The organism is Lachnobacterium bovis DSM 14045, assembly GCF_900107245.1.
Lineage (GTDB): Bacteria > Bacillota > Clostridia > Lachnospirales > Lachnospiraceae > Roseburia > Roseburia bovis.
The window spans coordinates 38736-52892 of the sequence record NZ_FNPG01000013.1; the positions used below are offsets into that span (position 1 = coordinate 38736).

At 31.7% G+C, this 14157-nt stretch carries 11 protein-coding genes and 1 riboswitch; of the genes, 10 read left to right on the plus strand and 1 reads right to left on the minus strand.

The features are described 5' to 3' along the window. Window positions 1–44: 44 nt before the first annotated feature. On the minus strand, window positions 45–1739 hold the full coding sequence (locus tag BLV79_RS06285; protein WP_074717193.1) for a phospho-sugar mutase: 1695 nt from the start codon (window positions 1737–1739) through the stop codon (window positions 45–47). 297 nt (window positions 1740–2036) lie between these two features. Here BLV79_RS06285 and BLV79_RS06290 point away from each other — a divergent pair, with 297 nt between their 5' ends. From BLV79_RS06290 to thiH, 10 genes are all read left to right on the plus strand, one after another. Continuing rightward, window positions 2037–4496 carry a fibronectin type III domain-containing protein gene (locus BLV79_RS06290; RefSeq protein ID WP_074717195.1) on the plus strand — a complete coding sequence of 820 codons (2460 nt, stop codon included), beginning with the start codon at window positions 2037–2039 and terminating at the stop codon, window positions 4494–4496. 245 nt (window positions 4497–4741) lie between these two features. Next, complete coding sequence (locus tag BLV79_RS06295; RefSeq protein WP_074717197.1) at window positions 4742–5545, plus strand: lipase family protein; 804 nt, start codon at window positions 4742–4744, stop codon at window positions 5543–5545. Window positions 5546–5796: 251 nt separating this feature from the next. Next, the gene (locus tag BLV79_RS06300; protein ID WP_074717199.1) at window positions 5797–6495 is read left to right on the plus strand and encodes a response regulator transcription factor; all 699 of its coding nucleotides are present in this window, start codon (window positions 5797–5799) and stop codon (window positions 6493–6495) included. A 3-nt stretch (window positions 6496–6498) separates the two neighbouring features. Next, the gene (locus tag BLV79_RS06305) at window positions 6499–8706 is read left to right on the plus strand and encodes a sensor histidine kinase (RefSeq protein ID WP_074717201.1); all 2208 of its coding nucleotides are present in this window, start codon (window positions 6499–6501) and stop codon (window positions 8704–8706) included. Then, window positions 8703–9857 carry a glycerate kinase gene (locus BLV79_RS06310; RefSeq protein ID WP_074717203.1) on the plus strand — a complete coding sequence of 385 codons (1155 nt, stop codon included), beginning with the start codon at window positions 8703–8705 and terminating at the stop codon, window positions 9855–9857. Before BLV79_RS06305 ends, BLV79_RS06310 begins: the two co-directional genes overlap by 4 nt. A 20-nt stretch (window positions 9858–9877) precedes the next feature. Continuing rightward, window positions 9878–10576, plus strand: coding sequence for a zinc dependent phospholipase C family protein (locus BLV79_RS06315; RefSeq protein WP_074717205.1), 699 nt, complete (start codon window positions 9878–9880; stop codon window positions 10574–10576). Between the two features lie 70 nt (window positions 10577–10646). Further along, window positions 10647–10752: riboswitch (TPP riboswitch) on the plus strand. Between the two features lie 179 nt (window positions 10753–10931). Then, window positions 10932–11126, plus strand: a complete 195-nt coding sequence (gene thiS / locus BLV79_RS06320) for a sulfur carrier protein ThiS (RefSeq protein WP_074717207.1) — start codon at window positions 10932–10934, stop codon at window positions 11124–11126. Window positions 11127–11130: 4 nt separating this feature from the next. Continuing rightward, window positions 11131–11829, plus strand: a complete 699-nt coding sequence (gene thiF, locus BLV79_RS06325) for a sulfur carrier protein ThiS adenylyltransferase ThiF (protein ID WP_083354477.1) — start codon at window positions 11131–11133, stop codon at window positions 11827–11829. 101 nt (window positions 11830–11930) lie between these two features. Continuing rightward, the gene (locus tag BLV79_RS06330; protein WP_074717209.1) at window positions 11931–12755 is read left to right on the plus strand and encodes a thiazole synthase; all 825 of its coding nucleotides are present in this window, start codon (window positions 11931–11933) and stop codon (window positions 12753–12755) included. 115 nt (window positions 12756–12870) lie between these two features. Next, entirely contained in the window at window positions 12871–14127 is a 1257-nt protein-coding gene (gene thiH, locus BLV79_RS06335) for a 2-iminoacetate synthase ThiH (RefSeq protein ID WP_074717211.1), read from the plus strand. The last annotated feature ends 30 nt before the right edge of the window (window positions 14128–14157 follow it).

The window sequence follows — 14157 nt, forward strand, 5'->3', positions numbered from 1 at the left end:
GACATTTTTCATGTTTTTATATTGTTATAATTACATATAACTATCTATTCTACAGAGTTAAGTAATTGTAGAATTTCTTCTTTAATCGTTCTATTCTTTTCTAATGCATCTTCATAAGAATTTCCTTTTGAATAAAAATAGAATTTTATTTTTGGTTCAGTTCCACTTGGTCTGATAGCAAACCAAGAACCATCCTCAAGGAAAAATCTTATTGCATTTTGAGCAGGAATATCTTCATATCCATTAACATAATCAATAATTTTATCTACTTTTTGACCTGAAACGGATGTAGGAAGATTATTACGAATCCATTTCATCATGCGTTGAATTCTTTGAGCTCCAGGAATTCCTTCAAGTATGATATTAGGTTCGTCTTCAGCAAAATATCCGTATTTGGCATAAATTTCTAGTAGAACATCCCATAAAGTTTTTCCTTGTTTTTTGTAATAAGCAGCGGCTTCGGCAACTAGCATTCCGGCAGAAATACCATCTTTATCACGAATATCTTCAGATGCAGCGTATCCAACTGATTCTTCATAGCCAAATAGGTAAGTATATCCATTGTCATGTAAATAAGGAATTTTTCCACATATATTTTTAAATCCAGTTAGTGTTTCAAACATTTCAACACCGTAAGCTTTTGCAATGATTGTTGAAAGAGTTGAAGTTACAATGGATTTAACCATGGCTCCTTTTTTAGGTAAAGTTCCGGCACTTTTATGTCCTTCTAAAATATAGTTAACAAGTATATAACCTGTCTGATTACCGTTTAATGGAACATAGTTTCCTTCGTTGTTACGAATCTCAATAGCGAACCTGTCAGAGTCGGGATCAGTTGCCATTAAAAGTTCTGCTCCAAATTCACGGCCATATTGTTCACTTAATTTGAATGCTTTAGGATCTTCAGGATTAGGATAGCCAACAGTTGTAAAATCAGGATCAGGCTGTTCTTGTTCTGGGACAATTTTCCAATTAGTAAAACCGCGATCGTTTAACATTTGACGGAAAGGAATTGAACCACATCCATTTAAAGGTGTATAGACGAAAGGAATATCTAAATCTAATTCGTCTCCAGAATGAATAGCAAGTCTTTCGATGTTGTCTAGGTATTTTCTGTCATATGATTCATCTAGAATTGTAATTTGACCAGATTTTACTCCTTCGTTAAAATCAGATTTTTTTACATCAGTCCACATATCAACGGAATTAATTTTCTCAGTCATTCCATCTGCGATTTCTGAAGAAACTTGACATCCATCTTCCCAATAGGCTTTGTAACCATTGTATTCTTTTGGGTTGTGTGATGCTGTGATGTTAATACCTGATATAGTGTGTAAATCTCTTATTAAAAATGCAAGTTCTGGTGTAGGTCTTAAATCATCAAAAACATAAACTTTTATTCCGTTTGCTACAAAAATAGACGCAGCAAGTTGTGAAAATTCTTTAGAAAAATGTCTTGGGTCATGCGCGATAATAACACCACGTTTCATTGCTTCCTTACCTTTTGATACAATAAAGTCTGCGACACCCTGAGTTGCTTTTCCAACAGTGTAAATATTCATACGATTAGTGCCAGCACCGACTTTTCCACGAAGGCCAGCAGTTCCAAAAGAAAGGTGTTGGAAGAATCTATCTTCTTTTTCCTTTTCATCGTTCTCAATTTTTATTAATTCTGATTTTAAAGGATCATCATTTGCAAGATGTTTCATCCAATCATTAAAGTTATCTTGGTAGTGCATGTACATACCTCCTAGTTTTTAACCAAAATTATTATTATTTCTCATTAATATTATAAGGTATTATGATAAATAATACTATAAGCAAGGTTATTTTTTGTGCTCGTGGGTATGTAAAAAATATGCTGAAAAAGATTATTTATCAATCATTATTTAGTAAAGAGTTTGTTGACTCATGAAAACATAATTGATATAATATTTTAGGTTTTATGTGCCTAACGTAAGTAAAATATATATAACAAAGGTAAAAGGCATATAATATCTGGAGATAATAAAATAAAAAAGGAACGGAGATTACGTATGAAAAGAAGATTATCTAAGCTCAACCTCTTCCAGCAGGGGACAGTAATAATCGCATTAACAGCAGTAATAGCAACTTCGTCAGTTGCTTCTCAACCAATATGTGTTTTTGCAAAAAAAGCTGTGAAGGAATCAGTGAAAAAGGAGACGGTTAAACCTCCAACTAATGTTAAAATTATAAAAACATCTGATTCGAGATTAAACATAAGTTGGAAAACATATTTAAAAAAAGAAAAAGTTGATGTTGAGATTCAGGAAAATGATGGAAAATATAAATTAGTAAAGTCAACTGATAAGAATAAATATAGAACAAAGAAATTAAAACTAAAAAATAAGTACAATGTTAGATTAAAAGCGCGTAACAAAGATAAATCATCAGAGTATGTATATTTTTATGATATTTTCAAAGAAGACACTGAAAGTGTAGTCGTAGATAGCCAAGAAAAAAAAGTTGAAAATGGCGACACTCAAAAAGATGGTGCAACTCAAAAAGGACAGTTGGTGGATGAACAAAGAACAAAGATTGTAAATTTAGGTTTTTGTCAGTATGTTGTTATTACTTTTAAAGGTGATAATAATATGACAAATACTAGAGTAAGTATTGATGGAGTTGATGTGACAGAAGCACTTACAAAGGTTTCAGATGATGGTAAAGTGGCTAAATGGGAATTATACAAGAGTCAGCCAGCAAAAATGGAGATTTGTTCAAAACAAAATTCGAATGAAAAACAAAAGATAGTTTTATCGAATAATAAATCGGCTATCAAGCCTGAAGTTGTAAAGAATACAGCACCTAAGTATATTTTAACACATGGAAGATTATCATATGCAGATTATTATTTATCAAATTATGACAGCCAAGGTAAGCTAAGATATACTCCTAAGAAGACTACTTTTAATGTAATGAATAAGGAAAATAAAGAAGAGAATAAAGGAAAAATAAAAGCATATTCTCCAGTTGCAGAAGCTGTTCCAGATAAAAATGCTGTAAATAAAGTTTCAGGAACAGTAGAAATTATGTTTAATTATTCAACAGCCGAGGAAAAGGATTGGTTTGATAAGATTCAAAAAGAGAATGCTTTAGAGTTGGTTAATTTCGATCAGCAGAAGTATGTCTTAAATAATCATTTAAAATATGAGAAATCGACAACAAAACACGGAAAATCAACAGTAGGCTTGTTAAAAATTCCATTTGGACAGGATAATTTTACCCAGAATAAAAGATATTATATTCGAGTAAAATCAAATGGTAATAAAAGTGCGCTTGTGCCAATCAAAGTTGTACAAAAGGAAACACCACAAATAAAATTAAAAGAAAGTGGAGAATTAGTTTCAGGAAGCAATATTCATTTTCAAATTTCTAATATGGTTCATGGATTAAACGAACCAATTGAGAAAGTAACATTGGTAAATCCAAAAGGTGAAGAAAAAGTACTTGAACACATTACTGATTATTTCATGTATGGAAATACTGGCTTGTTTGTTTTGTATAATGATGTATCAAGAGATGGAGGACGTAATAATATTCCATATGCCGGTGTTTATACATTAAAAATCGTATCAGATGGATTCAAAGATATTGTAAAGAAATTTGAAGTACAAAAAGGTCAGAATGTGAATTATTATACTGATTCAAAAGTTAGAGTAGATAACGTATCAAGTGCAACTGTAGCGCCAGGTGGCCAGGGTGGTTCTGGTGGAGGAAATATTTCAGCAAATATTTTATTTGATGCAGACTTATTATCTAATGCTATGATATTGGAAAAAATAGGTCTGGCAAATGATGATGCAAAAAATATTTCAAACCGATTTAGCACAGAAGTAAGTTGTGATTATGTTTATGGAAGTGACATTAATACTGCGTATGAATGGACAGATTATTATGATGCAGTTTCTGAAAGCAAACTAGATGGTAAATATTTACGTTTTTCTGATTATGTTAAACTTAAAACAACAAAAGGTATTAAATATAGACCAAGTAGTTTAAAAGAGGTTTTAGAAGACAATTTATTAGGAGAAATAAAAGACTCTTTTGGTGATGGAAATAAAGATGATAAAAATGATAAAGAAAACAATAGCAATGAAGATAATAGCAAAAAAGAACCACCAAAAGTTGTAACAACCAGCAGACAGGAACAGTTGTTATCGCCAGTTATGTATATGGTTTCTTTTGATGCTAAAAATTTGAGTCCTGATAGTACTCAGTCAGCACAAAAACTTCATGATTATTTAAATTCAATTGAAAAAGTAGAAGTAAATGGAGTTGAATATAGTCGTTCAACTACATATTTTTCATCAGACGCAATTAATCAATATCGAACACTAAATGATCCTTATACTGGAGGAAAAGATAAAACGTTAGCACTTCTTGAGCAAGGTGCAATTAAAGAAGACCAAAAGAATCATGTTAAAGTTTATGCAAAGGGATATAAGGTTTTAGAATTTGATATAAATGTTTAGTGTAAATAATACAAAAGGTGCATTAAAAGATGCGTAAGAAGATGCATAAATAGACACATAACAGGTAATACAATAAACAGTAAAATTATTGTATAAATATAAAATGGATAGAAAAAAATGAGCATACTTGTATAAATTGCTGTTTTTTTCTATCCGTAAAAATAGTTGATGAAAATTCATAAAAAAGATGATAAAATGTCGATTAAAAGTAACCCGTTTTTATATTTTTTGAGGTGAATTTTATTATGAATAAAATTATGAATGTAAAAAACTTTTTTATTGTAAAAAGAAATGTTGCTAATCTTTTAAAATCTATAATAATATCTGTATTTTGTTTTCTCGTTTTCATTTTACCAATTAATGTTAAAGCTGCGTATGACGTAGAATATCATAATGTAACAGAGATTTGTAGCTTGGTTTACATGGGGTATAATCGAGGCGTAAATGGACCAATTATTATAACGAAGGGCCTTTATCAAAACGGTGAGAATATAAAAGAAATCTATCTTGTTACATTATCCGGAACGGAGATTATTCACGGTCAATCAACAGGATATTATACAGATATTCTATCTGGACTGAATTTAGACAATCCATATCAGAGAAATGTAGTAAGAGCAATTCAGGAATACGTTCCTAAAGATTCAAATTTGATTTTTGCAGGCCATAGTTTAGGCGGTATGATAGCACAGCAGGTAGCTGCAAATGAAACCATAAAAAATGATTATAATGTTATGAATACGATATGTTTTGGCTCACCTTTGTTATCAGCAGGACAGAGAGAGGGAATAGTTAATCGTTTAGCAGATAAATCGGATGTAGTACCTTTTTTATCGGGGTCTCTCATCAATAATACTAAAAGAGCTCTAAGAGAGGTTCAAAAAGAAGATGGTGGCTATAAAAACAGACCACTTGAAGCTCATTCAAAAAGTTATTTTAGAACAGATTTATGGGGAAATTATGATGTTACAGGTGTAAAAGGCGGACAGGCAGTTATAAAGTTGGATACATCAACAAGAAGATATTTTAAATCTCCAACTAAATGGTGATAAAATAAATAATAATATGAAAAGTAAGGATATTCAATTTTGTGATATAGTATTAAGGTATATACAAAATAAGGATATCCTTTTTTGTTGTGTAATGTATTTTTATGTTTTTAGCTTAAAAATAGTAAAAATACATTACACATAAATAAAAATATAAATAAATCAAAAAATTAATCAAATCTTAATCTATTGCATCTAACATCTTAAAGAGGATGTGTGGTAGTATTATTTTTGTCAGGAGGAGAAAGAACATGTATAACATTTTAATTTGCGATGATGAAAAAGATATAGTAAGGGCCCTTAAGATTTATCTTACGAATCCAGATTATCAAATGTTTGAGGCATATAATGGTGAAGAAGCACTTGAAATAGTAAAAAGAGAAGAAATCCACTTGATTTTGATGGATATTATGATGCCACAGATGGATGGAATTACAGCAATGAAAAAAATCCGTATAGACAATAATGTGCCAATTATTTTAATTACAGCTAAAAGCGAAGATGTCGATTTGGTCAATGGCTTAAATAATGGTGCGGATGACTATATTACAAAACCATTTAATCCAATAGAAGTTGTGGCAAGAGTAAAATCCCAGTTAAGAAGATTTATGACATTAGGTGGAGGAAATCCTCAGAAAAAACTTATTTCAATTCAAGGAATAGAGCTTGATGATCAGTTAAAAAAAGTAACACAAGATGGAGAAGAATTGAAATTAACCAAAAAAGAATATGAAATATTGAGATTTTTTATGATTCATCCTAATTGTGTGTATTCTCCTAATGAGGTATATGAGAAGATTTGGCATGAGCCAGCAATTGGAAATGATGCGAACACAGTTGCAGTGCACATTCGACATATTAGAGAAAAAATAGAAATTGACCCAGCTAATCCAAGATTTTTAAAAGTTGTATTTGGGCAAGGATACATATTAGAAAGAGGGAGAGATTAAAACATGACTTCAAAGTTGAAAAACTTAAAAGGAAAAATAATGCTTTTTGCAGTTGCATGGTTTTTTGGTATGATTATGGCGATTTTATCGATGGTTATATTAACTATGATTTCGCAGGGGAATGCTAAAAGAGAGCGAAAAGAACTAATAGATAGATATTATAGTAATTATAATCTTTCGTTTGCTAAGCATATTGCATATGGAAAATTAGATAGCAATTACGAAAAAGGAGAAAAATTTAAAGATGACGCGGTAGATATTAATGATTATAAATATCAAATTGTAGATAGGGAAACAAATAAAGTAGTTGCAGGAGAAAAAAGTAGTAAATTTACATCAGATAATGTGTATACTTTTTTTAAGATAAAAGATGAAAAATGTAATAGTTCTAGTTTTATTCAAGAAGGAGAGATAAATTCAAAAAACAGAATAAAAGATATTACAGGAACGCATGAAATAGAATATTACGATATAAATAAAAATGAAATAGAACAATTTAAACAAAATAGAGAATATGATTTAGAGTACAGTGATGGGGATGAGTATGATGAGAAAGCCAATAACGAGAAAGAAGTTACTGGGGATGATGTGGTTCTAGCTATAAGAGCTGCAAAACCCGATGACTATAAACGTTATACAATTACAGTTAAATATGTTGGTAATTATTCTGAATTTAAGCAATGTAAATTAAAAATGGAATTTTTGGATTTCACGCAAAAGTATATGGTTTTGATTGTTTTGTGTGAAATTTTTTCTGTTATAGGATTTGTATTGGCTTTTATTGCACTAATGTGTGTATCTGGTCGAAAAGAAGAAAAAGGATTATATCCAGGTTATTTACATAATGTGCCATTTGAATTTTTATTTATGGGAATGCTCTTTTTTGTCGGACTACTAGGAAGTAGTTTAGAAGGTGCAAGTACAAAATATACAGTATTTATCCTGCTTACTGAAGGCGGAGTACTTGGTATAATATTGCTTGGTCTTTCTATGAGTTTTGCAACAAGAATCAAAGATAAATCCTTAATAAAAGATTCGATTGCGGGCTATGTATATCGTTATGCAAAGATAATAAAAAAATATTTATCTGATAGAATTGGAAAAGAAATAGGTGAAGTTTCAAATCCATTTATTATTCTGTTTTTCGTAATAATATATGGTGTGGTGGCGATTGTAAGTGGGATTTGTTTTATAGGATATCGTAATGTTTATGTATGGTTTTTTGGAAATATTGTAATTTTTTCAATTTTAATAAAGCTTTTAGTTGATATTCTTTATATTAGAGAAGGAATTCATAAGATTTCGTCAGGAGAGACTAGTTACAAGCTTAATAGCCGAAACATGATGCCAATTTTTAAAGCTGGAGTTGATGATATCAACAATATAGCTGATGGAATTGAAAAGGCAGTAAATGAAAAAACAAAGAGCGAAAGAATGAAAACAGAGCTTATAACGAATGTTTCGCACGATATTAAGACACCACTTACATCAATTATAAACTATGCGGATCTTATAAAAAAACAGCTAGAAATAGTTGACGAAGAAAATAAAAACACAAATAATAGAAATATAGATTCTGGCATAAGAAATAAGACTATTTGCAATGAATCCGAGATACAGGATTACTGTGAAGTGCTTGGTCGCCAGTCAATAAAACTTAAAAGATTAATTGAAGATTTAGTAGAGGCCTCAAAGGCTTCTACGGGAAACTTAGAAATAAAATTGGCACCTTGTGAAGCCTCAGTTTTTATGACTCAGATAGTCGGAGAATATAGAGAAAAATTTGAAGAAGTCAAACTTGATTTAGTTGCAGAAGACCTTGAAAATAACATAAAAATCATGGCAGATGGTCGAAGAATGTTAAGAGTATTTGACAATATAATGAATAATATTTGTAAATATTCTTTAGCAGGAACACGGGTATACCTACAGCTTGAAGAAAACAATGGGAACGCAGTGTTTATATTTAAGAATATTTCTAGAGAGCCTTTAAATCTTTCACCTGAAGAATTAATGGAACGTTTTGTAAGAGGTGATAAATCGCGAAGTACAGAAGGCAATGGACTAGGCCTTTCTATTGCAAAGAGTATGACAGAACTTCAGGGTGGAACAATGAAGCTAGAAATAGACGGAGATTTATTTAAAGTGAATTTAATTTTTCCATTAATTAGAGAAGAACAATTTTTACAAAAGGAGTTGTTAGAAGAATGAAAGTAGTCATTGCAATTGATTCATTTAAAGGAAGTTTATCTTCTATAGAAGCAGCAGAATCAATAAAAAAGGGAATATGTGAAATTTATAAAGATGCTCAAGTAAAAATCAGTCCTCTTGCTGATGGTGGCGAGGGGACAACATATGCTCTTACAAAGGGTATGAATGGCGAGTTTCGCAAGGTGAAGGTGTCTGGACCATTGGAAAATGTGAAAGTCGTGGCAACTTATGGTATAATAAAAGATACTAAAACTGCGATTATCGAGATGTCTCAGGCAGCTGGAATTACTTTAGTTCCTCCAGAAAAAAGAAATCCGCTAAGAACTACGACATATGGAGTTGGAGAGATTATAAAAGATGCGATAAAACAGGGCTGTCGCCATTTTATAGTTGGTATTGGTGGAAGCGCAACTAACGATGGAGGAATTGGAATGTTGCAAGCACTTGGATATGATTTTTTTGATGAAAGTGGAAATAAAATATCACAAGGAGCGAGTGCATGTGAATTAGAACATCTTGTAAAAATAGATGATTCAAATGTTATTAAAGAATTGAAAGAATGTGATTTTAAAATAGCATGTGATGTAACTAATCCTTTATGTGGAAAAAATGGATGTAGTGAAGTTTTTGGACCCCAGAAGGGAGCAACTGATGATATGGTTAAAAAAATGGATAATTGGCTGAAAAATTATTCAATTTTAGCAAAAAAAATCAAACCAAAAGCTGATGCAAATTATCCTGGAACTGGGGCAGCAGGTGGATTAGGTTTTGCTTTTTTAACATTTACAAAAGCAAGTTTAGAGTCAGGAATTGATATTGTTTTAAAGGAAACAAAATTGGAAGAATTAGTAAAAGATGCAGATATTGTTGTGACAGGTGAGGGACGACTTGATAAACAGACTGTGATGGGAAAAGCTCCGATAGGCGTAGCTCAAATAGCTAAAAAATACAATAAAAAAGTCATAGCTTTTGCAGGAGCAGTAACAAAAGAGGCAAGGATTTTAAATGAAAACGGAATTGATGCTTTTTTTCCAATACTGCGTGAAGTAATAACTGAAGAAGAGGCAATGAGTAAGGAAGTATCTAGTGCTAATCTAGAGGAAACTGTAAGAGAAGTTTTTGCTTTGATAAAAGCTATGGAAGATAATTAATAAAATATAAAGAGGTTAAAATGGCATTTCAAATGGTACATATGGAAGTGGCATATAGAATGTTAAAATATATGCCAGAGATGAAAAATAAAGCAGATTTTATATTAGGTTCGGTTGCGCCAGATTCGGTGCATATGGAAGAAGTATATAAAGTGGAGGATAAAATAGAATCACATCTTTTCTGGGGATGTGGCCCATGGGCAAAGACAACCAATTCAGAAAAATGGAGACAAAATATTTTAGATTTTTGGAAAACATATAAAGAAATATATGTAGATGATTCATCTCATGAAACTCCAACGTATGAATTTATTCTAGGGTATGTAGTGCATTGCCTTACGGATTATTGCAATGACTTGAATGTGTGGATTGCATTAAAAAATAAGAGTAATCTTCCAGAAGATAAATTAAAAGAATTATATTATCCTGAGGCTCGTGGAATAGATCAGTGGTTATTCCTAAATAGTCCTAATTCAGAAGAAATAATGGCATTATTAGAAGAAGGACAAGCATTTTCTGTGCAGAATAAAATAAAAAAAGATTTAGTAGAAAAGGAAAAACTTCATCTTTTAAAAACGCAGTATGATACAGATTTGACAGAAGAAGTTAGGGCAAACCTAAGTGACGATATTGTAGAAAAATATAAATATGTTTCGCCAAAATTTATGGAAACTTTCCTGAATGAAACAGCTGAAATGATTTATTGTATGTTAAAATAAACAATTTATCCTATTGAATTATAAAAACGTTGTGTTATAATGAGTGAGAATTAATTAAAGCAATTATAATTAAATAAAAAGAGGGTGCTCATAGTAATGGGCTGAGATTAAGCGTAAGCTTTGACCTATAACCTGATTTGGGTAATGCCAACGTAGGGAAATATGATTTTTTAAAAGTAATACGCTAGGACCTTTTTTAGGGACTAGCGATTTTTTTTGAGAAATAAGATGTATATTAAAAGCACCTGAATGTTTAATTTAGGTGCTTTTTTTAATGCTTTTTAAATATTGCCGGAAAAAGGAATAAACAAATGAATAACAATTTGAAAAATAAAAAAGAAAGGAGTCTATTGAAATGGTTACTATAAACGGGAAAAAATATGATTTTTCAAATATCACAATATACCGAGTACTAGAAAAACTAAATTATAATATCGAAAGAGTTGTTGTTGAAAAAAATGAAAATATAGTACCTAAAGCTAATTATGACGAAGTTAGTATTCAAGATGGGGATGTTCTAGAAGTTATCAGTTTTGTTGGAGGGGGATGATTGAATGGATTTGAGAGATGAATTAAATCCGGCTAATGTGCTACTTTCAAAAAGAAAACAGGGAGAGTTTAATTCGTTTATTTCAAGAGAAGAACTTGATGAAGCTTTAGCGGAGCGTCATGGAAAAGACCTGCAGAAAAAATTTCAAAACGCAAAAGTTGCCATATGTGGACTTGGTGGTTTAGGTTCAAACGTTGCTGTAGCACTTGCAAGGGCAGGTGTTCGTCATTTACATCTTATCGATTTTGATCAGGTTGATGTATCAAATTTTAACAGACAGCAATACTTCGTGAGTCAGCTGGGAAAAAATAAAACAGAGAGTTTGTCTGATACTTTATTGCAAATCTATCCATATCTTGAGATTAAAACAGATACAGTAAAGATTACAAGGGAAAATATACATGATTTGCTAAAAGATGAATTAATAATTTGCGAAGCTTTTGATAAAGCAGAACAAAAAGCTATGTTAGTTGAAGAAGTCTTAAGACAGTTTCCAGATAAATATCTAGTTAGTGCATCAGGTATGGCTGGAAAGAAGAGTGTAAATGAGATAAAAACAAGGAAAATTACTAATCATTTTTATTTATGTGGAGATGGTGTGAGTGATTTAGCGGAAGGAGATGGCCTGTTTGCACCTCGAGTGATGGCGGCAGCGTCTCATGAAGCAATGGCAATTATTTCGATTATTGATGAGATTTATTGAAAATCAGGTTTAAAATCATATGAAAATGCATTAAACAAGAAACCAAGGTGCTAAAAAATATATAAAAATAATATAGTTTTTTGGAGAAAAGAGGATTAAAAATGGAAAACAATATAGAAAAAACAACAAAAAACAGATTTGATGTTGAATTTTCAACAAAAAAAGATCCACTAATTATCGGGGGAAGGGAATTTAATTCAAGATTTATTCTTGGATCTGGTAAGTATTCATTGAATTTAATTCAAGCAGCAGTAGAAAATGCAAAGGCAGAGATTATTACACTTGCAGTTAGAAGAGCAAACACTAAGGAACAGGAAAATATATTAGATTATATTCCTAAGAATGTTACTCTTTTACCCAATACATCAGGAGCAAGGAATGCAAAAGAGGCAGTAAGAATTGCAAAACTTGCAAGAGAATTAGGCTGTGGTGATTTTGTAAAGATAGAAATTATGAGAGATAGCAAATATCTTTTGCCAGATAATCAGGAAACTATAAAGGCAACAGAAGAGTTGGCCAAAGAGGGATTTATAGTTATGCCTTATATGTACCCTGATTTAAATGTAGCAAGAGATTTGGTAAATGCAGGAGCGGCATGTGTTATGCCACTTGCTTCGCCAATAGGCTCTAATAAGGGGCTGGCAACTAAAGAATTTATCCAGATTTTGATAGATGAAATTGATTTGCCAATTATTGTGGACGCTGGAATTGGCGCTCCTTCACAGGCTTGCGAGGCAATGGAAATGGGAGCAGCAGCAGTTATGGCAAATACAGCACTTGCGACAGCAGGAGATTTACCGCTTATGGCGAGTGCTTTTAAAAATGCCATCGAGGCAGGTAGAAGTGCATATTTAGCAGGCTTAGGTAGAGTTTTGACAAGAGGTGCAGAAAGTTCTGATCCATTAACTGGTTTTTTAAGGGATTAATATAATATAAAAATTAATATTGCTCCAACCGGTAAAAGTTGTGAGTAGAGCAAGAACATTAAAAAACAAAAACTGGTAGTTGTGAGATCGCAAAATTAAGGAAGAAGGAAAAAAAGTGGAAAATCAATTTTTAGTAGATTCTGAGTTTTTATCAGAAGAAGCTTTAGCAAAAAAACATTTATTAGAGAATGATCCATCATCAAGAACTGATCCAATGGAGTATTTTCCAGATATGGAGCAAATAAAATCGGAAATTAGAGAAAAGGTTATTGCTCAGATGAATGAGTATGATTACAACAAATATACAACAAAAGATGTTATAAGAGCGCTTAAAAACAAGAGATGTTCTGTGGAGGATTTTAAGGCATTGCTGTCACCAGCAGCTTTACCTTTTTTGGAGCAAATGGCAAAAAAGGCTCGTCTTGAAACTCAAAAGCATTTTGGAAATACAGTATATTTGTTTACACCATTATATATTGCAAATTACTGCGAAAATTACTGCATTTATTGTGGATTCAATTGCTACAATCATATAAAAAGAGTAAAGCTTTCTATGGAGCAGATTGAGCATGAAATGAAAATTATTGCAGATTCAGGTATGGAAGAAATCTTGATTTTAACTGGAGAAAGTAAGGCAAAAAGTGATGTAAAGTATATAGGGGAAGCTTGTAAACTTGCAAAAAAATATTTTAAAAATGTTGGAATAGAAATATATCCGGTTAATACGAAAGACTATGCATATTTACATGAGTGCGGAGTGGACTATGTGACAGTTTTCCAAGAAACTTATGATGTGAAAAAATATGAAACTCTTCATCTGATGGGACACAAAAGAGTATGGCCTTATAGATTTGAAGCACAGGAACGTGCTTTGATGGGAGGAATGAGAGGTGTTGCTTTTTCGGCATTGCTTGGTCTTTCAGATTTTAGAAAAGATGCACTTGCGACAGCACTTCATGTTTATTATTTGCAGAGAAAATATCCACATGCAGAGATGTCGATATCTTGCCCACGTTTGAGACCAATTGTTAATAACGACAAAATTAATCCTTTGGATGTTCATGAAAAGCAGTTGTGTCAGATTTTGTGTGCATATCGTATTTTTTTACCATTTGCTGGAATAACAGTTTCTTCAAGAGAATCTAAGGAATTCAGAAATGGAATTGTAAAAATAGCTGCAACTAAAGTCTCCGCAGGAGTTTCAACAGGAATTGGGGATCATGAAAGCAAATATACAGGAAAAGAATCGGATAGTGTAGAAGGAGACGAACAGTTTGAAATAAATGATACTAGAAGTATAGATGCTATGTATAATGATCTTTCTGTGGAAGGAATGCAGCCGGTATTGAATGATTATTTATATGTAGATTAAAAATTTACAACGAGTAAGAAAGGAAACTAT

What these genes read in the sequence shown, in the direction of transcription:
- BLV79_RS06285 (WP_074717193.1), bottom strand. Translation starts at nt 1,739, where the DNA reads ATGCACTACCAAGATAACTTTAATGATTGGATGAAACATCTTGCAAAT.
- BLV79_RS06290 (WP_074717195.1), top strand. Translation starts at nt 2,037, where the DNA reads ATGAAAAGAAGATTATCTAAGCTCAACCTCTTCCAGCAGGGGACAGTA.
- BLV79_RS06295 (WP_074717197.1), top strand. Translation starts at nt 4,742, where the DNA reads ATGAATAAAATTATGAATGTAAAAAACTTTTTTATTGTAAAAAGAAAT.
- BLV79_RS06300 (WP_074717199.1), top strand. Translation starts at nt 5,797, where the DNA reads ATGTATAACATTTTAATTTGCGATGATGAAAAAGATATAGTAAGGGCC.
- BLV79_RS06305 (WP_074717201.1), top strand. Translation starts at nt 6,499, where the DNA reads ATGACTTCAAAGTTGAAAAACTTAAAAGGAAAAATAATGCTTTTTGCA.
- BLV79_RS06310 (WP_074717203.1), top strand. Translation starts at nt 8,703, where the DNA reads ATGAAAGTAGTCATTGCAATTGATTCATTTAAAGGAAGTTTATCTTCT.
- BLV79_RS06315 (WP_074717205.1), top strand. Translation starts at nt 9,878, where the DNA reads ATGGCATTTCAAATGGTACATATGGAAGTGGCATATAGAATGTTAAAA.
- thiS (WP_074717207.1), top strand. Translation starts at nt 10,932, where the DNA reads ATGGTTACTATAAACGGGAAAAAATATGATTTTTCAAATATCACAATA.
- thiF (WP_083354477.1), top strand. Translation starts at nt 11,131, where the DNA reads ATGGATTTGAGAGATGAATTAAATCCGGCTAATGTGCTACTTTCAAAA.
- BLV79_RS06330 (WP_074717209.1), top strand. Translation starts at nt 11,931, where the DNA reads ATGGAAAACAATATAGAAAAAACAACAAAAAACAGATTTGATGTTGAA.